Annotated in this window: 12 protein-coding genes; 9 read left to right on the forward strand and 3 right to left on the reverse strand. The window is 63.0% G+C overall.

Features of this window, described 5'->3' with window-relative positions:
• The first annotated feature begins 2 nt into the window (after positions 1-2).
• The 5 genes from smpB (at position 3) to recA (ending at position 5,174) form a co-directional block, all read left to right on the forward strand.
• Positions 3-485 (forward strand): SsrA-binding protein SmpB, encoded by a 483-nt coding sequence (smpB, locus tag ACZ5YV_RS12895; RefSeq protein WP_196225111.1) that lies wholly within the window; start codon positions 3-5, stop codon positions 483-485.
• Positions 485-1,093: a DUF2062 domain-containing protein gene (locus ACZ5YV_RS12900; RefSeq protein WP_464787940.1), complete on the forward strand. Its 609-nt coding sequence runs from the start codon at positions 485-487 to the stop codon at positions 1,091-1,093. Before smpB ends, ACZ5YV_RS12900 begins: the two co-directional genes overlap by 1 nt.
• A gap of 44 nt (positions 1,094-1,137) precedes the next feature.
• Complete coding sequence (locus ACZ5YV_RS12905; RefSeq protein ID WP_464787941.1) at positions 1,138-3,561, forward strand: hybrid sensor histidine kinase/response regulator; 2,424 nt, start codon at positions 1,138-1,140, stop codon at positions 3,559-3,561.
• An 80-nt stretch (positions 3,562-3,641) separates the two neighbouring features.
• On the forward strand, positions 3,642-3,998 hold the full coding sequence (locus tag ACZ5YV_RS12910) for a response regulator (protein WP_196225113.1): 357 nt from the start codon (positions 3,642-3,644) through the stop codon (positions 3,996-3,998).
• Positions 3,999-4,100: 102 nt separating this feature from the next.
• Positions 4,101-5,174 (forward strand): recombinase RecA, encoded by a 1,074-nt coding sequence (gene recA / locus ACZ5YV_RS12915; RefSeq protein ID WP_464787942.1) that lies wholly within the window; start codon positions 4,101-4,103, stop codon positions 5,172-5,174.
• 170 nt (positions 5,175-5,344) lie between these two features.
• On the opposite strand, the gene ACZ5YV_RS12920 is transcribed toward recA, so the two are convergent.
• Positions 5,345-6,715 carry a sulfotransferase domain-containing protein gene (locus ACZ5YV_RS12920; RefSeq protein WP_464787943.1) on the reverse strand — a complete coding sequence of 457 codons (1,371 nt, stop codon included), beginning with the start codon at positions 6,713-6,715 and terminating at the stop codon, positions 5,345-5,347.
• Between the two features lie 159 nt (positions 6,716-6,874).
• On the opposite strand from ACZ5YV_RS12920, the gene ACZ5YV_RS12925 reads away from it, so the two are divergent.
• From ACZ5YV_RS12925 to ACZ5YV_RS12940, 4 genes are all read left to right on the forward strand, one after another.
• Complete coding sequence (locus tag ACZ5YV_RS12925) at positions 6,875-7,690, forward strand: ImuA family protein (protein ID WP_464787944.1); 816 nt, start codon at positions 6,875-6,877, stop codon at positions 7,688-7,690.
• Positions 7,587-9,182: a Y-family DNA polymerase gene (locus ACZ5YV_RS12930; RefSeq protein WP_464789231.1), complete on the forward strand. Its 1,596-nt coding sequence runs from the start codon at positions 7,587-7,589 to the stop codon at positions 9,180-9,182. The genes ACZ5YV_RS12925 and ACZ5YV_RS12930 overlap by 104 nt, the downstream gene beginning before the upstream one ends.
• Positions 9,179-12,781 (forward strand): error-prone DNA polymerase, encoded by a 3,603-nt coding sequence (locus ACZ5YV_RS12935; protein WP_464787945.1) that lies wholly within the window; start codon positions 9,179-9,181, stop codon positions 12,779-12,781. The genes ACZ5YV_RS12930 and ACZ5YV_RS12935 overlap by 4 nt, the downstream gene beginning before the upstream one ends.
• A 174-nt stretch (positions 12,782-12,955) precedes the next feature.
• Positions 12,956-13,417 (forward strand): GFA family protein, encoded by a 462-nt coding sequence (locus tag ACZ5YV_RS12940; protein ID WP_464787946.1) that lies wholly within the window; start codon positions 12,956-12,958, stop codon positions 13,415-13,417.
• Here ACZ5YV_RS12940 and ACZ5YV_RS12945 read toward each other — a convergent pair.
• Together ACZ5YV_RS12945 and ACZ5YV_RS12950 are read right to left on the reverse strand one after the other, a co-directional pair.
• Positions 13,411-17,625 carry a translocation/assembly module TamB domain-containing protein gene (locus ACZ5YV_RS12945; RefSeq protein ID WP_464787947.1) on the reverse strand — a complete coding sequence of 1,405 codons (4,215 nt, stop codon included), beginning with the start codon at positions 17,623-17,625 and terminating at the stop codon, positions 13,411-13,413. The genes ACZ5YV_RS12940 and ACZ5YV_RS12945 overlap by 7 nt on opposite strands.
• Positions 17,625-19,727: an autotransporter assembly complex protein TamA gene (locus ACZ5YV_RS12950; RefSeq protein ID WP_464787948.1), complete on the reverse strand. Its 2,103-nt coding sequence runs from the start codon at positions 19,725-19,727 to the stop codon at positions 17,625-17,627. Before ACZ5YV_RS12950 ends, ACZ5YV_RS12945 begins: the two co-directional genes overlap by 1 nt.
• Positions 19,728-19,836: the final 109 nt, after the last annotated feature.

Below are 19,836 nucleotides of genomic sequence, written 5' to 3' on the forward strand. Positions count from 1 at the left end.
CCATGGCCCGCCCCCGTCCCGAACTGTTCGATAAGAAGAAGATCGTCGCCGAGAACCGGCGTGCGCGTTTTGAATATTTCCTTGAGGATGTGTTCGAAGCGGGCATCGCGTTGCAGGGCACGGAGGTGAAATCGCTCCGTTTCGGCGAGGGCAACATCGCCGAAAGCTATGCCGAGGTGAAGGGCGATCAGGTGTGGCTGGTCAACAGCAACATCCCCGAATTCAGCCACGGCAATCGCTATAATCATGAGCCCAAGCGGCCCCGCAAGCTGCTGCTGCACGAGCGGGAGATCGCGCGCATGCACGGCGCGGTGGAGCGCAAGGGCATGACGCTTGTCCCCTTGAGCGTCTATTTCAACAGCCGGGGCAAGGCGAAGGTTGAGCTGGCGCTGGCCAAGGGCAAGAAGACGCACGACAAGCGCGAAACGATCAAGGAACGCGATTGGAAGCGCGATCAGCAGCGTATCATGAAGGACCATCGCTGATGGGGCCGAGAGCGAGCATGGGCCGCCTGTCGCGGTGGTGGCACGCCAATGCCCCGACCCGTGAATCGCTGGAAGACAATCGCTTCATCGCCCCCGTGGCGCATCGTGTTCTGGAACCCTCGCTGTGGCGCTTCACCCGCCGTTCTGTGCCGCGAGGCGTGGCGTTGGGGCTGCTAGTGGGGATATTCCTGCTGATCCCCGGCGTGCAGATTGCAGGGGCTGCGCTGCTGGCGCTGCCTTTCCGGGCCAATATTCCGTTGGCGGCGGCGATGACTTTTCTTTCCAACCCCGCGACGACACCGCTGTTCCTGATGGCGTCCGTCTATGTCGGCAACTGGTTTCTGGGCCGCAGCGCGGACGCTTCCGGTTTCATGGCGTTGGTCGATAAACATGCGTCGATCCGCGAATGGTGCGGCTGGCTCTTTTCCGAAGCGGCGCCCGCCATGCTGTTCGGGCTGGCGCTGATTTCGATCGCGTTCGCGGTGGTCGGTTACTTCCTTGCCGACTGGATCTGGCGCCATCGGATGGGCCGGAAATGGCATGCGCGTAAATTGAGGATTGGCAAGGCACCCGAAAGCAGCGCATTGGAAGAAGTCGCCCGCGTCTGACGCGGGGCGGATAGTCCAGGCGTTTTCAGGGGGAAGGCCGGCCGATGGCCTCGCGCGTCAAAAGGGATGAGGAAGCGTGGACGGGCGATCGCCCTTCCCGGCTATCCCTGCCGCTGCTGATCCTGGCGGCGCTGCTTTCGGCGGTTCTCGTCATCTATGCGACCGGCAACCCCGCTATGGCCACGGGGTTCGGCGCCATGATCCTTGCCATTGCCGCGCTGCTCAGCTGGTATCGGCGTATTTTCCCGGAAGAGGCGGCAGACGGCGAGGCGGTGCCGGATTGGACGGTAGCGCGCGCCGCAGCGGATGCGTCCAACATGGCGATTGCCGTGACCGACCGGGCAGGGCGGCTTGTCTGCGCCAGTGACCTGTTCGGCGAATGGTTTCCCGGATTTCCGACGCCCCCCAATGTGACTGCTGAGCCAGGCCTGACGGAAAGCCTGAGCGCGGCCGCCCGCGCGGCCTGGCGCGATGGAGAGGCGCGGGTCGAAGGTGTTGCGCAGGGCGCTCTCCGGCTGGATGTCGATCTGTGCCGCACGGGCCGGTCGGAAGATTATCTGCTGTGGCGCTTTACCCCGGTTCGCCAGCCAAACGCGCTGGATGATGTGCACCGCCTGCTGACTGGAGACGCCGGGCGCCAGATGGGCGAGGCCGGGATCATGGCGGTGATGATAGGCGGTGAAGGGCGTATCCGCGCGGCGAATGGAGCTTTCCTGCTGCGTGCCGCTGGCCGGATCGACGCCAATATCACCGGCCGGGACTTTGCCGCCCATATGCGCGTCGATGACAAGGGGCGGCTGTTTCTGGCACGTGAGGAGTCGGGCGGGCTGCCGCTTCGGTTGTTGCAGGTCCCTTTGCGCCGGGCGGCTCAGCCTGCTGGTAGCCAAGTGGGGCAGGATGGTCCGATGCTGCTGCTGCTGATCGATGAGCCAGCGGGCAGCGCGGGCGGCACATCGGCGCTTTCTTATATCGAAACGCTGCTGTCCCTGCTGCCCTTCGGCCTTGCCATGGCGGATCGCGATGGGCGGGTCCTGTTCCTCAACAATGCCTTTTCCCGTGCGGCGGGACTCAAGCGTGCCGAGCGGCCGAGTTATCCCGGTGACTTGGTGGTGCGGGAGGATCAGGCGGCGGTCGCCGACGCGGTGCGCCGCTTTGCGGTGGGGCCTCAGATGTCAGGCGATATCGCGATCAGGTTGCGCAACGAGCCGGAGGAACCGACGGCACTGAGTCTGGCGGGCGTTCGCGGATTGGGCGAGGCGGCGGTGCTGCTCAGCCTCAAGGACAATAGCGAGGAAAGCAAGCTCAAGCGGCAGGTGGCGCAGGCGACCAAGATGCAGGCGATCGGCCAGCTCGCGGGCGGTGTGGCGCATGACTTCAACAATATCCTGACCGCGATCATCGGCCATTGCGACCTGATGTTGATGCGCCACACGCCCGGTGACAGCGACTATGACGATATTCAGCAGATCAAGTCGAACAGCAATCGCGCGGCGGGGCTGACGCGTCAGCTGCTCGCCTTCTCGCGTCAGCAGACGCTGCGTCCGCAGGTGCTGCAATTGCCGGACATTGTTGCTGACGTTTCCAACCTGCTGAAGCGCCTGCTGGGTGAGAGCGTGAAGCTGGAGGTCAGCCATGGCCGCAATCTGGGGGCGGTGCGGGCCGACCCGGGGCAGCTGGAGCAGGTGATCGTCAACCTGGCGGTCAATGCGCGCGATGCCATGCCGGAGGGCGGCATCCTCAATATCCAGACCTATGCGGTTCCGGCCGGCAAGGTGCGCGAAATGCGGCAGGAGATATTGCCCGCCGCCGATTATACCGCGCTGCGCGTGTCAGATACCGGCCTTGGCATTCCGCCCGACATTCTTTCGAAGATATTCGAGCCCTTCTTCACGACCAAGGAATTGGGCAAGGGCACGGGGCTCGGCCTCTCCACCGTCTATGGCATCGTCAAGCAATCGGGCGGCTATATCTTCGCCGAATCTGAAATTGGCCGGGGGGCGAGCTTCGTCATCTACCTGCCCGTCTATCAGGGCGCGGACATGGAGCAGGCAATTCCCGTCAAGCTGCCGATCAAACGCAGCGAGACCTGGGGCACGGGCACGGTGCTGGTGGTCGAGGACGAGGATATGGTCCGCGCCGTCGCCGAAAGGGCGCTTTCGCGGCAGGGTTACAAGGTGCTGACCGCCAATGATGGCGAGCAGGGGCTTGAGGTACTGGCGAGCGGCGAGAAGATCGACCTGCTGATCTCCGACGTGGTCATGCCCAATATGGATGGCCCATCCATGGTCGCGCGGGCACGGGATACGCATCCCGACCTTCCCGTGCTGTTCATGTCGGGCTATGCCGAGGAGCAGCTGCGCAAGTCGATCGACCTTGCCAATGTCGCCTTCCTGCCCAAGCCATTTTCCGTCAGCCAGCTGGCTGAGGCCGCCCGGGACGCACTGGCAATGGGTGCAGGGGTGGAATGAACTTCTTGAACGATCAGGCGTTTATGCTGGTCCGCGCGCCGATGATAAGATAGCGAGCGTAACGAAATAGGGGATCGCACATGTCGGACGGCAAGACCATCCTGGTGGTCGAGGATGAAGCGATGATCGGCATGATGCTGGAAGATTATCTCGAAACATTGGGATATCGCCTGCATGCCATTGCCGTGTCGGTGGACGAGGCGTGCGACCATGCGCGCAAGGGCGGCTTCGACGCCGCGTTGGTGGACTGCAATCTGCAGGGTGAGAAAAGCTGGCCGGTCGCGGACCTGCTGGCACAAAGCGGCATCCCCTTTATTTTCGCGACAGGGGGCATGGCTGATGACGTGCCGTCAGGGCATTCGGATCGGCCGACTTTGGCAAAACCTTATACGATTGGCGCCGTTGAGCGGGCGCTGACGAAGGTTCTTTCAGCCTAAATAGGAAATTTCCGTTCCCCTCTTGTTCTTTGAGAACAAAGGGGATACATGGTGGCCAAGGCGCCACTTAATCGGCGCTTCCGCTTGACAGGGGATAGGCCGATGACAGCAATGCTCTCACTCATCGATTCCAAGAAGACAGGGACAATGGACAGACAGAAAGCATTGGAAGCGGCCCTTTCCCAGATTGACCGCGCCTTCGGTAAAGGTTCGGCCATGAAGCTGGGCAGCCGCGAGAAGATTGAGATCGAGGCGGTTTCGACGGGATCGCTGGGGCTCGACATCGCGCTGGGTATCGGCGGCCTGCCGCGCGGCCGTATCATCGAAATCTATGGCCCTGAAAGCTCGGGCAAGACCACGCTGGCGCTGCACGCCATTGCAGAGGCGCAGAAGACCGGCGGCATTGCGGCCTTTGTGGACGCGGAACATGCGCTCGATCCGGCCTATGCCAAGAAGCTGGGTGTCGACATCGACGAACTTATCGTGTCGCAGCCGGATACCGGCGAACAGGCGTTGGAGATCGTCGATACGCTGGTGCGCTCTAATGCCATCGACGTGTTGGTGGTGGACTCGGTCGCCGCGCTGGTGCCGCGCGCTGAAATCGAAGGCGAAATGGGCGATAGCCATGTCGGCCTTCAGGCGCGTCTGATGAGCCAGGCGCTCCGCAAGCTCACCGGTTCGATCTCGCGTTCAAAGTGCCTGGTGATTTTCATCAATCAGGTGCGCATGAAGATCGGCGTCATGTACGGCAATCCGGAAACGACGACAGGCGGCAACGCGCTCAAATTCTATGCGTCGGTTCGCCTCGACATCCGCCGCACCGGCCAGATCAAGGATCGCGACGATATTGTCGGCAACGCAACCCGCGTGAAGGTGGTGAAGAACAAGGTCGCCCCACCCTTCAAGCAGGTCGAATTCGACATCATGTATGGCGAGGGGATTTCGAAGATCGGCGAGATACTTGACCTTGGCGTTAAGGCGGGCGTGGTCGAAAAGTCGGGCGCCTGGTTCTCCTACGACTCCGTCCGCATCGGCCAGGGTCGTGAAAATGCCAAGACCTTCCTCAAGGAAAATCCCGAAATGGCGGAGCGCCTGGAAAAGGTGATCCGGGGCAAGACCGAAGAGGTCGCCGAAGGGATGATGACCGGACCCGAAGCGGAGGATGATGGCGAATAAGCACGGCTAACGCCTGCGGCCGGATCAGCCGCAGGATAGCCGCGCGGCTCTGCCCGCCTTTCGTTTCACGCACTGAAAAGGCCCGCTCGCGCATTTTCGCGGGGCGGGCCTTTTACCGTTATAAAGCGCGACTGGGCGTGGCTTGCTCAACAGGGCCAGATGAACATTGATCAGCGGCTGGGACTCACCATTCCTGTCGGTTTGAGGTCAGAGGGCGGATTTTTGGCGTGGCTCCGCTGGCGCCTTTTGCTCTGCTCGACGGCGAGCTTTTTCTTGAGCCGCACACCCTGAAGGCCCCAGTCTCCAAAATGTACGGCAGCCAGGAATATGAGGAGGCCGTTCATGAACAAAGCGATTGTGAGAGGCAGCGCGAGAAAGACGTCGAGTATTTGTTCGGTCGGCGTTTCCACAGGCCCGACCCGGTCGATCCCGAACAAGGCGAGGCCATCTTCCAGGGAATGACCATCCCATTCCCGCCGGGAAAACCATTCGCCTACTTCTATCGCCAGAATGGTCGGGGCGATGAGCATGGCGGCGAGGCCGATTATGACCATCGCTTCGCTCAAGAGTTGCACGCCAAGAGAGGGAAGGCGGCGCTTGGTTACAGGATCATGCACTTGTCTTTCGGGCACCGCGGATTGCGATATCCCTATCGGTTTCAAGGTGGATGACGAAGGCGGGTCCGAAAAGCCGTATCGATCCAGCTTGGCCAGCATCCGGGGGTGCAACTGAGATTTGCAGCCATCCTCGATCAATTTTTGTTGCTCGATCGTCAGTTCCTGGCGGAAGCTGTCGGACTGTCCCTTTCTGATCCGCAGGGCATCTGAATCCGATCTGTCATATTCATGGCCGGGAATGCCCTGGGCGAGTTCCAATGCCTTGAGCTTTTCAAAGGATGAGTTGTCCACCGCAAATCCAAGAGCACGGCTATTGACTGGCTCATCCAGGAAATTGAGCATATTTTCGACTTCTGCCTCCGTTTGAAGCAGTAGATCCTCATAATATATGATGTGATGATCATGCCGTTCGAGGCCATTGGCCCAGCTGTTCATATATTTGATATAGTGGGGCAGGCCTCTATTCTCATCCCTGAGAAAATCATCAACGCTGCCTTGAAACGACATCTTGTGCCGGGTCACATGGTGATAGTCGGAAATGAGCACGGCCCGCGGATCCCGGATCAGGAATATGATCGGAAGCCGACCGGGCAGGGTCGGCTTGAAGCGCAGATGAGTGGAAGGGATCAGGGGGAAAGAGGCCTCCTCCGATCTGCGGACAAAGGCCGGTATGCCGCGCACCGGATCCAAGTCGAAGTTGGGAGCAAAGGTGAACATGCTCTGGGTCGTAATGGGCGGATATGCACGCGACGCGAGGAAATATTGCGCCAGGATAAACCTGAGCCAGGTCCTGCCCGACTTCGGGTAGGAGGCAAGGAGCGCAGTCGCAGCGCTGGAAACAAGACGCAGGCTGCGAGCCGAAGCGATGCGGCGCGCCAGAATGAAAGGCGCATGAGCCAGCGAGGCAATGTGGGGCGTGTCCATCAACACAGATTAGCTTGGCAGAAAGCCGGGTGTGAAACTTTTCCGGATGATGGCCAATGTGTGTAAGAAGCTGAAACCATCCTCCCTTTTTTCTGATGGCAGCCAAGTTGATTGACAGGGGATGTACTATCGCCGAAAAGAACATATAGAGAACATTCTATGGTGGATTCGGTGGACAGGCTTGCAGCCCTCAGGCGGCACATTGCATCACTGGAAGGGATTCCGGCCGTCAAAGCAGATGCGCGTATCGCGACCGGACATGCGGCTTTTGATCAGGCATTGCAGGGCGGCCTTGCCAGGGGCCGGGTGCATGAATTGTTCGGAAATGCTGAAGACGAGGGCGCCACTGCCGGTCTTTCCCTGATCCTTGCCCATCTTGCGGCGCGTGAAGCTCCTCTGTTCTGGTTGCGCCTTTCAAATGGAACGGCGGGTCAACCTTATGGCCCGGGGCTCTCCGCGCTTGGAATAGATCCAGCCCATTTGCTGATCGGCGTCATGAAGGATGAGGCGCTGCTGCTGCGCGCGGCGGTTGATGCGCTGCGCTGCCCGGCGCTGGGCGCGCTGGTCATCGAACTGCGCGGGCGCGCGCCGCTGCTGGACCTGACTGCCAGCCGCCGTCTGGCGCTGGCGGCGGAGACGTCGGGGGTTACCGCCTTCGTGCTGCGGATCGGCGGCGATCCGGTGCCGAGCGCGGCGGAGACACGGTGGCGGGTGGAGGCTGCGCCATCCGTGCCGTTGCCGGGCAATGCGCCGGGCATGAGCGCTTTCTCGCTCCACCTGTTGCGCTGCCGTTCGGGGGCAGACGGCATGACGTGGCGGATGGTGTGGAATGCCGAGCGGGGAGATTTTGGAGAAGAGTGCGATGAACGCCATGAGCATGGATGGGCAAGCGGAGGACACGCTGACGAGGCGGCGCTACCTGGCGCTGTGGTTCCCCTTCCTGCCGGTCGATCGGCTGCGCATCGCGCGGCCTGACCTGTGGCAAGCGCAGGCCGGTGCCGGGCCGGTCGTCATTGTGGAGGCTGTGCGCGGGGCCATGCGCCTTGTGACGCCGGATGCCGATGCGCTGGCGTTGGGCTTAAGCGCAGGCATGACGCTGGCCGATGCGCGGGCGCAGGAGCCGGATCTGGTCAGCTTCGAAGCGGATCATCATGCCGATCAGGATTGGCTGGAGCGGCTGTGCGACGGGTGCGCCCGCTATACGCCTGCGGCCGCGATCGATCCGCCGCATGGGCTGATGCTGGACATCACCGGCTGCGCGCATCTGTGGGGCGGTGAGGAAGCGTTGGCGCGCGAGGCGGTGGACCGGTTTGAACGGCACGGCATGGAGGTGCGTCATGCAGTAGCGGGGACGCCGGAGGGCGCGCATGCGCTGTGCCGCTTCTCGGCAGGGCCAGCGCCCGATGAGGACGCCGCCTTGCGTCGCTTGCCGGTCGAGGCGCTGGAGTTGGAGCAGGAGAGCGGCGTAGCGCTGCGGCGCGCGGGGTTGCGCACCATCGGCGATCTTGCCGCCCGGCCCGCAGCGACGTTGGCCGCGCGCTTTGGCGAGGAAGCGGTCGATGCGCTGCACCGCCTGCTGGGTCTGGGGCATCGCCCCCTTACCCCCCGCCGCCCGCGTCCTGTCCTCCGTATCGAGCGCCGTTTCGCAGAGCCGGTGGGCAGCACCGCCTATGCCTTGCAGCGGGTTGAGGAGATGGCGGCCGAAGCGGGCGAACGGCTGACTGAGCGGGGCGAGGGCGGGCGGCGGTTCGAGTTGTTGTTCTTCCGCACCGATGGCCTTGCCTTTCCGCTGCGGGTGGAAACTGGCTTGCCGGTGCGGGATGCGCCCGCGATCATGCGGCTGGTGCGGGAGCGGATCGACAGCCTGTCCGATCCGCTGGACCCCGGTTTCGGCTTCGACATGCTGCGCCTTACCGTGCCGCAGACCGAGCCGATGGCGGCGACCCAATTGGCGCTGGAGGGGGGCGAGGCAAAGCGCGAGGAGGCGGTCGCGGCGCTGGTCGATCGGCTGTCCGTCCGCGCTGGCCGCAACCGCATCCAGCGGTTGGAACCGCGCGACAGCCATATTCCCGAGCAGGCGCAGCTTGCGCTGCCTGCGATCGAAAGCCGGACGCCGTCCAGCTGGCCACGTCAGGGAGAACCCGGCGACCCGCCGATGCGCCCCATCCACCTGTTCGACCCGCCCCAACCGATCGAGGTGGTGGCGGAGGTTCCCGACGGTCCGCCGCATCATTTCCGCTGGCGGCGGACAGCCCATGAAGTGACCCGCTATGAAGGGCCGGAACGGATCGCGCCCGAATGGTGGAAGGCGAAGGACGGTGCGCTGGCGGGCGAAGGTGCGGGCATGACGCGCGACTATTACCGGATCGAGGATGCGCGCGGTCGCCGCTACTGGATCTTCCGCCATGGCCTCTATGGCGCGGAGGCGCGGCACCCCGGCTGGTACATCCACGGCCTGTTCGCATGAAACGCGGCAAGGGGCCTGATCCGTCGAAGCCCAAGTCCCCCGACCGGCGGGAGTTGGACATGATTGAGGGAAGGGAGAAGAAGCGGCAAGAGCAGCCTGTAAGACCGCTGGCGTCAAGAGAAGGCCCAGCCTTCGCCGAACTGGGCGTCATGTCCAATTACAGCTTCCTGCACGGCGCCTCACACCCCTCAGATATTGTCGCGCAAGCCAATCATCTGGGGCTTCGCGCCATTGGTATTGCCGACAGGAACAGCGTGGCTGGCGTGGTGCGCGCCTATGTCGCTCTGCGTGACGCGCCGGACAAGGCGCGCGCCGCTAGGATCAAAGAAAAGAAGGAGAGGGGTGAAGCGGCCGAGCTGACTGCCGAGGAAGAGGCGGCCTGTCACACCGATCTGCGTCTGGTGGTGGGCGCTCGTCTGGTCTTTGTCGATGGCACGCCTGACATTCTGGCCTATCCCAAAAGCCGCCTTGGCTGGGGACGGCTCACCCGTCTGTTGACCAAAGGCAATATGGAGGCGGTGAAGGGAGATTGCATTCTTACCTTTGGTGATCTGATCGATCATCTTGACGATCTTCTGCTGATCATCCTGCCGTTTTCCACCGCCCGGCCACAAGAGGCGCACAAGGCTCCCCCTGATTATCCTTTCGAGAAAGAAGAGGAGCCCTCTTCGCACCTGAGGCTTGTCCCCCCCTCTTCCCCTTCCACATGGGCCGATGCGCTGCGCCGGTTGCAGGACAAAGCGCCGGGACGCGTGTGGCTTGGCCTCACCATGCGCTATCAGGGGCGCGACCGCCGCCATGCCGCCGCCATGCAGCGTGCCGCCGAGAAAATGGGTGTTCCCCTCATCGCGACCAATGATGTGCTGTATGCCGAAGCGACATCGCGGCCATTGCAGGACGTGCTTAGCTGCATTCGCGATGGCGTGACGCTCAAGCAAGCGGGGCGGCGGCTGGAAGCGCATGCTGAGCGGCATCTCAAATCTCCGCGGGAAATGGCCCGCCTTTATGCTGCCTATCCGCAAGCGCTGGCTGAAACGATCCGCTTCGTTGATGAGATCGACTTCGTCCTCACCGACCTAAAATATGAATATCCTCATGAGCCGGTGCCGTCCGGCTGGTCACCCGATAGCTGGCTGGAGGATTTGGTGCGTCGCCGGGCAAAGCGCCGTTACGGACGCCGATTGCCTCCCAAGGTAAGAGCGCTGATCGGACAGGAGCTGCGCCTTATCCGCATGCAGCGCTATGCTTATTACTTCCTGACCGTTCACGATCTTGTCCGCTTCGCCCGCGGACAAAAGCCGCCTATCCTCTGCCAAGGGCGGGGGTCCGCCGCCAATTCCATCGTCTGCTTCCTGCTGGGCGTTACTTCCGTCGATCCTATGAAGCACGACCTGCTCTTTTCCCGTTTCGTGTCGGAAGAGCGCAACGAACCGCCCGACATCGACGTCGATTTCGAACATGAGCGGCGTGAGGAGGTGATGCAATATATCTACCGCCGCTACGGGCGCGAGCGGGCGGGGATCGCTGCGACCGTCATCCATTACCGGTCGCGCAGCGCTTTGCGCGAAGTGACGAAGGTGCTGGGCCTTAGCGAAGATATCGCGGCGCGCCTGTCGAGTACCGTCTGGGGCAGCTACTCAAGCGATCTGGGGGATGGGCGTTTCATCGATGCGGGCTTTTCCCTCGACAATGCGGAGATCGTGCGGTTGCGTTCGCTGGTTCAGCAGTTGATCCGTGCGCCTTTTGCCCGGCATCTGTCCCAGCATGTCGGTGGCTTTGTTCTGACCCAGAACCGGCTGGATGAAACGGTGCCCATTCACAATGCCGCGATGCCTGATCGTAGCTTCATTGAATGGGACAAGGACGATATCGATGCGCTTGGGCTGATGAAGGTCGATGTGCTCGCGCTCGGCATGTTGAGCTGCATTCGCAGGGCCTATGAATTGATGCGGCGTCATGGTCTGGGGGATCATGACCTGACCGTCGATCTCGATTCCGAAGACCCTGCTGTTTACGCCATGCTGCAGAAGGGGGACAGCATCGGTGTGTTTCAGGTGGAAAGCCGGGCGCAGATCAACATGCTGCCGCGCTTGAAACCAAAGAACCTGTACGACCTGACGGTGCAGGTTGCGATCGTTCGGCCTGGGCCGATCGAAGGCGACATGGTGCATCCCTATTTGCGGCGGCGGGCAGGCCTTGAAGAGCCGGAATTTCCGAAGCCCGATCCTCCTCACAATCCTAACGAGTTGCGAGAGTTGTTGAAGTACACCTATGGCGTCCCCCTGTTCCAGGAGCAGGCGATGAAGCTCGCCATTGTCGCGGCGGAATTTACGCCTTCGGAAGCCAATCAACTGCGGCGATCGATGGCGACTTTCCGGCAGGTGGGGGGCATGGACAAGTTCAAGGAGAAAATGATCCGCGGCATGGTGCGGCGCGGCTACGAGCAGGATTTTGCCGAGCGTTGCTATAGCCAGATCGAGGGGTTCGGCAGCTATGGCTTTCCTGAAAGCCACGCTTTGTCCTTTGCCCGGCTGGTCTATGTGTCGGCGTGGATCAAATGCCATCAGCCTGCCGTCTTTGCCTGCGCGCTGCTCAATTCTCAGCCGATGGGCTTTTATGCTCCGGCGCAGATCGTGCGGGATGCGCGCGAGCATGGCGTTGCCGTGCATGATGTGGATGTGAATATGAGCGGGTGGGACAATGCGCTCGAACCGCTGCTACGGTCGCGGAACGCGGGGCGGGGTGAAGGAGAAGGGCGGGCGTTGGCGCTGCGGCTGGGTCTTCGTCAAATCGATGGTTTTCGCGAGGCTTGGGCTGCGCAGATGGTCGAGGCGCGGGAGCCGGGTCTGTTTACAAGCCTGGAGGATTTGGCGCGGCGGGCTGGGTTGCCTGCGCGGGCGTTGCGGCTATTGGCGGATGCGGACGCTTGCCGGTCTCTGGGACAGGACCGGCGGGCGGCGTTGTGGGAAGCGCGGCGGACGCCATCCAATGAATTGCCGCTGTTCGCCGCTGCGCGAAGGCGGGACCAGAAGGCGGCGGGAGAATTGGGGCAGGAGCCGGACGCGATGTTGCCCGCCATGCCGATCGCCGAACAGGTCGCCGCCGATTACCAGACGACGCGCCTGTCTCTCAAAGGGCATCCGATGCAGTTCCTGCGGCCGGTTTTTGCCGCCGAGGGGGTGCTGAGCTCCGCCCAGACATCGGCCGCGAAAAACGGGACGAAGGTGCGGACGGCGGGCGTGGTGCTGGTGCGACAGCGGCCGGGTAAGGGCAATGCCGTCTTCATCACGATCGAGGATGAGACCGGGATCACCAACATTTTGCTTTGGGCGCGGCTGTTTGAAATGCAGCGGCGGCCGGTGATGGCGTCGCGGCTGATGCTGGTTGAAGGCGAGGTGCAGCGGAGCAAGGAGGGCGTCGTGCACCTGATGGCGAGCCGGGTGCATGATCGCACCGCGGAGCTGTCGCGTCTGTCGGATACGCATAGGCCACAGATCGCCTTGTCGCGGGCGGATGAGTTTGTTCACCCTCAGCATCCGCGCACGTCCAGCCATCCGCGCAATGTGCGGATATTGCCGAGGTCTCGGGACTTTCATTGAGGGACTGGAAAATCCTCCCTGCGCAGAGCGTGAGGAGGGGGACCGCCGCGCGGCGGTGGTGGAGGGGAGCTGGCACGACCTACGGGCGCTCCCCTCCACCAGCCTGCGGCTGGTCCCCCTCCCCATCTTCCGATGGGGAGGATAAACTCTCATCCCGAAGCCAAGGAGAATCCCATGTCCATTCCCGATCTCCCCATCGACGGCGGTTGCCGGTGCGGACGTGTGCGTTTCCGGTTGAGCGAAGCGCCTTGGGGTGAGGCGGCTTGTCATTGCATCGGGTGCCAGAAGATGACGGGCAGCGCTTTTTCCACCACGATCATCATGCCGTCGGGCGGCTTTGAACTGATCGCGGGCGACCCGGTGATCGGCGGGCTGCATGGCGAGGATGTGCACCATCATCATTGCGACTGGTGCAAGAGCTGGGTCTTCACCAGGCCTGCCGCCGACATGGGCTTCGTCAATGTCCGCGCGACGATGCTGGACGATGCCAGCTGGTTCGCGCCCTGGATGGAAACGCAGACGGCGGAGAAGCTGCCTTGGGCGCAGACCGGGGCGGTCGTCAGCTTTGAACGCTTCCCCGCTATGGATGAATATGAGGGGCTGATCGCCCGCTACCGCGCCGAGCGGCTTCAATAATCCTTCGAATAACGCAGATTTGCTGATGATCCGGCGTTGGTGCCGGTCTTTGACAGCAGGCTGAGCGTCTTTGACAGCGAGATTTCCAGCTGCGTGGCGGTGAAGCCCTTGGGGTCGGTAATCACCTCCACATAGATATTGTTGGAGATGTGTTGACCCACAGCCAGCGATGCGCCGCGCCCCGTTTCCTTGTCGCCGCTGACGATGCCGATGCGATCGACCCCTGACGCATTCTGCAACTTGCCCATTGGATTGAGCCCGCCGCCACCACCGCGCAACCCGTTGAGCGCGGCGGCCAGTTGGATCGCCTGCGTGGCGGACAGGTTCGCGACATTGTCGCCGAACAGGATGCGCGCCAATATCTCGTCCTGCGGCAGGGTAGGTGTCGAGATGAAGCTGATGTCCGGCTTCTGCGCCGTGCCGCCGACGGCGATGCCTGCCGCCACCGTGTTTATCCGGGTTTCGGCGCGGATCGCCAGCACGGGGTTCATCATCGGCCCGTTGAAGGTGATGATCCCCTGTTCAAGGTCGAACTGGTGGCCTGAGAAGCTGTAGCGGCCGCGTATCACCTCGATCTTGCCGACCACGCGCGGAGCCTTTGTAGTGCCGGTGACCCGCATGTTGGTCTTCCATTCGGAATCGAGGCCCATGCCGGTCAGGTAGATTTCATTGTCGGCGCGCACCCGGATGTCGAGCTTCCAGTCGGTCGGCTTGGCAGCGGCCTGCCGGGACGCGACGCGCTGGTCGAGCAGGTCGGTGCCTTCGCCCTTGCGCCGGACACCCTGAAGCTGGCGGATGTCGGCGCCGCCCTGCCATGCGATTCGGTAGCGGGTTTCGGGAAGCGACAGGTCGCCCTTGATCAGTCCGCCGTCTGCCGCGCTGTTGGTCACGTTGATCATGCCGGTGACGACGCTGGTGATCGCCTCGCTGCGGGCGATGCGGGCGCGGTCCAGCTTGACGGCGATGTTCATGGGGTAGCCGCTTTCGGCTGCGAGGCCGACCGTGCCGCTCGCCTGCACGGTGCCGTCGCCAGCGCGACCGGAAAAGTCGCGTATCTCCAGCCGGTCATTGGTGAAGCGGCCATCAAGGCGCATCTGGGTCAGACGCGTGCCGAAGGTCTCATTTTCGTAGGTCAGCGCGTTGGCACGGACGAGGCCGTTGAGGCGCGGCGCGGTGAGGCGGCCGCTGAAGTCCGCCGCCACGGCGATGGGGCCGGTGAGTTGCTGGTCAGCGAGACCAGAGAAGGAGAAGAGCACATCGGCAGGCCCGGCATAGCGGATGCCGCCGCCGAGGGGGGCGGATTGGAGCTCCTCTGTCCAGCTTGATCCAGAGCCGGGAGGCGCGAGCGTGGCGATAAAGCGGCCGAGCGATGCATTGCCGCGCCGGATGAGTCCACGCAGGTCGCCGCCCCGGTTCGAGAGGCGGCCTTCGATCGCCATGGAGACGGGATCGGAGACGGCGGACAGGCTGGAGCGGCGGAAATCATTGATCGCGATGCGTGTGGTGGCGGTGGGGAAGGCGTTGCCGCTCTGGTTGAAGTCGATCGCGCCCGTTGCCTTGCCACTGATGCCGAGGCCGGGGTTGGCGATGTTCATGATGGCGAGGTCGAAATCCTTGAACCGCGCCTGGAGGGCGGTCTGGTTGCCAAAGCGTCCGGCGAGATCGACCCGACCTTGAGGCAGGGTGAGCGTCGCTGGCTCCAGCCGATAGCCCTGCGGTTCGATGCGGATGATCGCGGGTTGGGCGAAGCGGAAGGGGACGTTGCTCGCCTTGCCTTCCAGCGCGACGGCGTAGAGGTTGGGGCGAAGTGCTGCATTCACCGCGATCGAGAAGGGGACGCCGGTCGATCCGTCGGCGACCAGTTGCGCGCGGCCCCGGCCGCCTTGATAATTGATCCGGGCGCGGCTTTTTCGCACGACATAGTCGCCATAGGCGGCGTTCGCCATCTGGACATCGGCGGTAATGCGGGGCTGGTCGGTGAGTATGATGTCCGCTGTCGCGATCGCTCGGCCGATCACCACATCGGCTTCGCCCGGCAGCCGGGCGTTGCTGGCCGTGGCGTTCACCGCGATGCCCTGCGCCTTGCCTACAGCTGAAAGTCGTGCGGCGCCGGTGATGCCTGAGCCGTTCATGACAAGCTGTCCGGCAAAAGGTCCAGCGGCGGTCTGCTGGAGGCGGCCGTTCATATCGACGCCAGCGAAGCGCGCGCGCGTGATGTCGATGGTGAGCGGACCCTTGGCCGTGCGGATCAGCACATTGGCGAAGAAGGGGCCATAGGCAGAGCCGCCTGTCGCCTCCAGCCGATAGCCGCCCACCTCGCCATTCAGCTTCGCGACGACATTGGAGAGCTGCACGCCGACATTGGGCCGGGCCGCGCGCAGGACTCCCTGGGGCCGTTCCATCGTACCGCGAACATTGAGCGCCAGCGGGCCATATTGATTTGACGTGGCGGAGGCGTCGAAGGTGATCGCGCCATTCGTGTCGTAGCTGCCCGATCCGGAATGGATGCGGAAATTGGGTGCCGCGCCCTTCAGGTCGGCAAGGGTGAATTTCCCTTCCGGCGTCATGCCGATGCGGCCCGAGGCGACGGCATTTCCGCCCAGAAAATCGCGGACGGAGGCGTTTTCCCAGCGGGCCGTGCGGACGCCGAACTTGCCTGAAAGGCCCCAGCCTCCCTTGGGTCCGGGCACCAGCTTCACATCGGTGTTGAGGTTGACGATGCCGACGCCATCAATCTTGTAATCGTTCACACGCCCCTTGAGTGCGCCCCGGTAAATGGCGTTGTCGAGGTCGGCGAGGACGATGGCGGTGGCGTCGACCCGGTCGCTGTCGATCTTGAGGTTGTCGCTGATCAGCTTGCCAGAAGCATAAGCGAAATCGCCTTTGACCCGCAGATTCTGAAGCAGCCCGCCCGCTGCGGCATTGAGGCCGGTCACGCGTCGTGCAGTCGCGTTGACGGGAATGCGGATGCGATCGGCGTCAATCACCGCCCGGCCGCTGGCCTTCAGCCCCTCGATGCCGGTCTGGTCGAAGGCAAGCATTGCGGCGCTCAGACCATAATCGATGAAGGGCGTCGCCATCGGGCCGTCGAGGACGATCGAGGTGCGCACATCCTTGCCCCGCACCTTTTCCATGATCGCGCCGGGCGTCAGCAGCGCGGCGTCGATCTTGAGGCCGCTGAACTGGCTTTTGCCAAGATCGATGAGGCCCTGCGCTGTGGCGGCGAGTGCGGTTGAACGCAGTGACCCCTTGATGTTCACGCGCCGCTCGTTGAGCCCGGCGAAGAGATCGAGATTAAGGGCGGGTGCGGTCAGCCGGTCCACGGTTCCGGCAAAGACGAGGCCCGGCCGCACCGGCCCCTTGGCCGTGAAATTACCGTCTCGCGCGGCGAGGGCGATGTTTGCAAGCTCGCCCTTGGGGGAAATGGCGACGATCCGCCCATGCCACGCCTGCCATGTGCCGCGCCCGTCCAGTGTCGCGGTCAGGCCATCTGTAAGGCCGCTCATCTTTGCGATGACGCCGCCCTTGGGTGCGGTCAGCGTGCCCTTCATGGCGAGGCGGTTCTGTTCGGGCACAGCGTCCAGCCAAGCCTGAAGGCGGTCGCCGCTATCGACGACGGCATTGGCGCTAAGCTGCGCGCGGCCATCGGCTATGTGGGTGACGCCATCGATGGCAATCTCGCGCTTCTGGCCGATCACGGGTTTCGCCAGCACGAACCTGGCGATCTTCAGCCGATCGACATCGATGTCGAGGTCGGGAAGGATCGGTGCGTTGGGGTCGCTTTTCGTGACGTTGAACTGCGGGCTGCGCGCCAGCACGACCAGCGGGCTTTCCAGCAGGCGGACGGAGATATGATTGTTGAGGTAGCGGAAGGGGCTCCACACGACATGGACGCGTGGGGACGCCGCGAACGGGCCTTTGGGGTCGCGCAGGACGAGGTCATGGATGACCATGTCGCTATAGACTGACCCCTCGATACGGCCGACTTCGATCGCCATTCCGGATTCCAGCTTCAGCGCCGCGATCTGGCGGATCAGGAATTTCTTGCCCGGCTGGGTGTTCAGGGAAAGCAGCAATCCAGCGCCTAGCACGACGATGCCGAGGATCAGGGCGGTGATACCCAGCACGATCTTTTGCCAGAGCGGCCGCCTTTCCCGGATGACCATGGTCTGGCTTTCGGGATCGGGAGTAGGCATGTCTTCGGCCATCAGAAAGCCTGACCAATGCCGATATAGAGAGTGAATTTGGACTCGCCGGGCTGCCGGTTGATCGGCATGGCTATGTCCGCCCGGAAGGGGCCGAAGTCGGTATAGAAGCGGCCGCCCAAGCCTACGCCATAGCGAATGTCAGAGAATTTCGGGATGGCGCTTTCATAGACCTGACCCGCATCGACAAAGCCGACGATGCCATAGTTTCCAAAGCGGTAGCGGCCCTCGACGGCGAACTCGTTGACGGATCGGCCGCCGATCGGGTCGTCATTGACGTCCTTTGGCCCCAATTCCTGATAGCCAAAGCCGCGCACCGACCCGCCGCCGCCTGCGTAGACGCGGCGGGAGGGTGCGATCTGGTCGCGCGCAGCGCCGCTGATCGTGCCAAGCCGGGTTCGCGCCGCGATCACCAGCGCATCGGAGACGGGATAATAGCCGCTAAGGTCGAATGTCCCGCGCATATATGGTGACAGATTGCCTTGTAGCGATGCTTCGGGCGACAGGCGCAAATTGGCGCGGAAGCCTTTGGTTGGGTTGAGCAGATCGTCCGACCGGTCATAGCCGATCTGCACTGGCAGCGCGCCGATGAAATAGGTCAGGCGCCGCTTTTCCGCCGTTGCCGGATCGATCGTCGTCTGCTCGTTTGAGAGCAGGATTTCCGCGCCATAGGTGTAGGTCCAGCGCTTCTGGAAAATCGGCGTCGATTGGCGCGACCAGCTGATATTGAGGCCTGCGGTGAAGGCTTCATAGGCATCATAATTTTGATGGTTGAGCAGGGCGCCAGCCTGGAAGGTCTTGTCCCGCTTGCCCGCATTGGAGCGGCGGAAGGTGCCGGAGACGCCCTGTTCCTGCGTGCCCGCGATAACCTTCGCGATCAGCGCGCCTTCTGGCGGGAAGAGGTTGCGGTGCGTCCATGTGCCCTCGGCGCGGAAGCCCTGTCCCGTGCCGTAGCCAAGCTCGCCCGCCAGGGTGCGGGGCGGACCCGCTTCCTGATCGACATGCAGGTCGACATATTCGGTGCCATTGGGGCCGGGCTCGTTCGTGCGCACCGGATCGACCGCGACGCTGGAGAAGAGGCCCGTCGCGACAAGGGCGCGGCGCAGGTCATCCACCTTGCGGCTGTCATATAGTTCGCTGGGTTTGAAGCGGCTGATGACCTTCATATGGTCAGCGCCGAAGGCTTGCTTGCGGCCAGAGGTGGTGATGCCTCGGAAAGACCCGCGTGGGCCGACCTCAACCGGCAGGGTGTAGTCGCCGGTGATCGTCGCGGGGTCGAGCAATATGTCCCGTTCCCCGACCTTGGCGAACGGATAGCCATTTTCGGGCAGCTTCACACCGACATTGGCCTCCGCGCTTTCCACATCGGCGGCCACAATATAGTCGCCGGTCTTGAGCGGCAGGCTATCGCGGACGAGGTCCGGCGGCTCGGTTGGCCCGGCGTTGATGACGATGTCGCCGATCTTGTACCGCTTGCCGGGGGTGACGGACAACACTGCCTTCAGCGTGCCGTTGCCCGTCTGGTCGAGCGAGGCGAGGGCGGTCGCGTCATAATAGCCTTCCGAATGGAGCAGCCGCACGGCGAGCGCTTCATCCTCATGCGCGCGCGCCTGCACCATCGCGGCAGTGTCGGCGCGCCCTTTGCCATCGATCAATGCTGACTCGCCCCGGAACTCATCTTCAAGGCCGGTCTTGCCAAAGCCGTCGATCTCGACAGCGTAACGGATTTGGGGCGTCTTTTCGTGCGGGCTGTCGCTTGCCACCTGTGTAGGCACGGTCACGCTGTCGAGCAGGGGCAGGGGTTGCGCCAGCTCTGCTTCCGCTGGAGGTTCGGTGGCGGGCGGGAGTTCGGCGGGCGCGCTGGCCTGCGGCATTTGCTGGTCGATCCAGCTGTCTATCGACGGCAGCGGAGCGGAAGGGTTGGCTGCGTCGCTTTCGCCAGCCTTGGGCAACCGCGCTTCAAATTCCTCGTCGGGCAGGATTGGCGGCTCCTGCCCTGCAGCAACCGTACCAGCGGATGTCTGCGCTTGCAGCGACAGGGGTGACGCAGCGATCATCAGAACGCCCAAGGCACGCCGGGCGCGTTTCGCCTGCCTGGAACCCATGTAAATTCAACTGCCCCTTTCCATCCGCCGTGCACGCGGGGAAGACGAATACGCGCAAGGACTTGTTTCGGTTCCGCCGTCGGCCGTGAACCGCTTCCCTCGGGCGTCG

Source organism: Sphingobium sp. TomTYG46, from assembly GCF_055396345.1.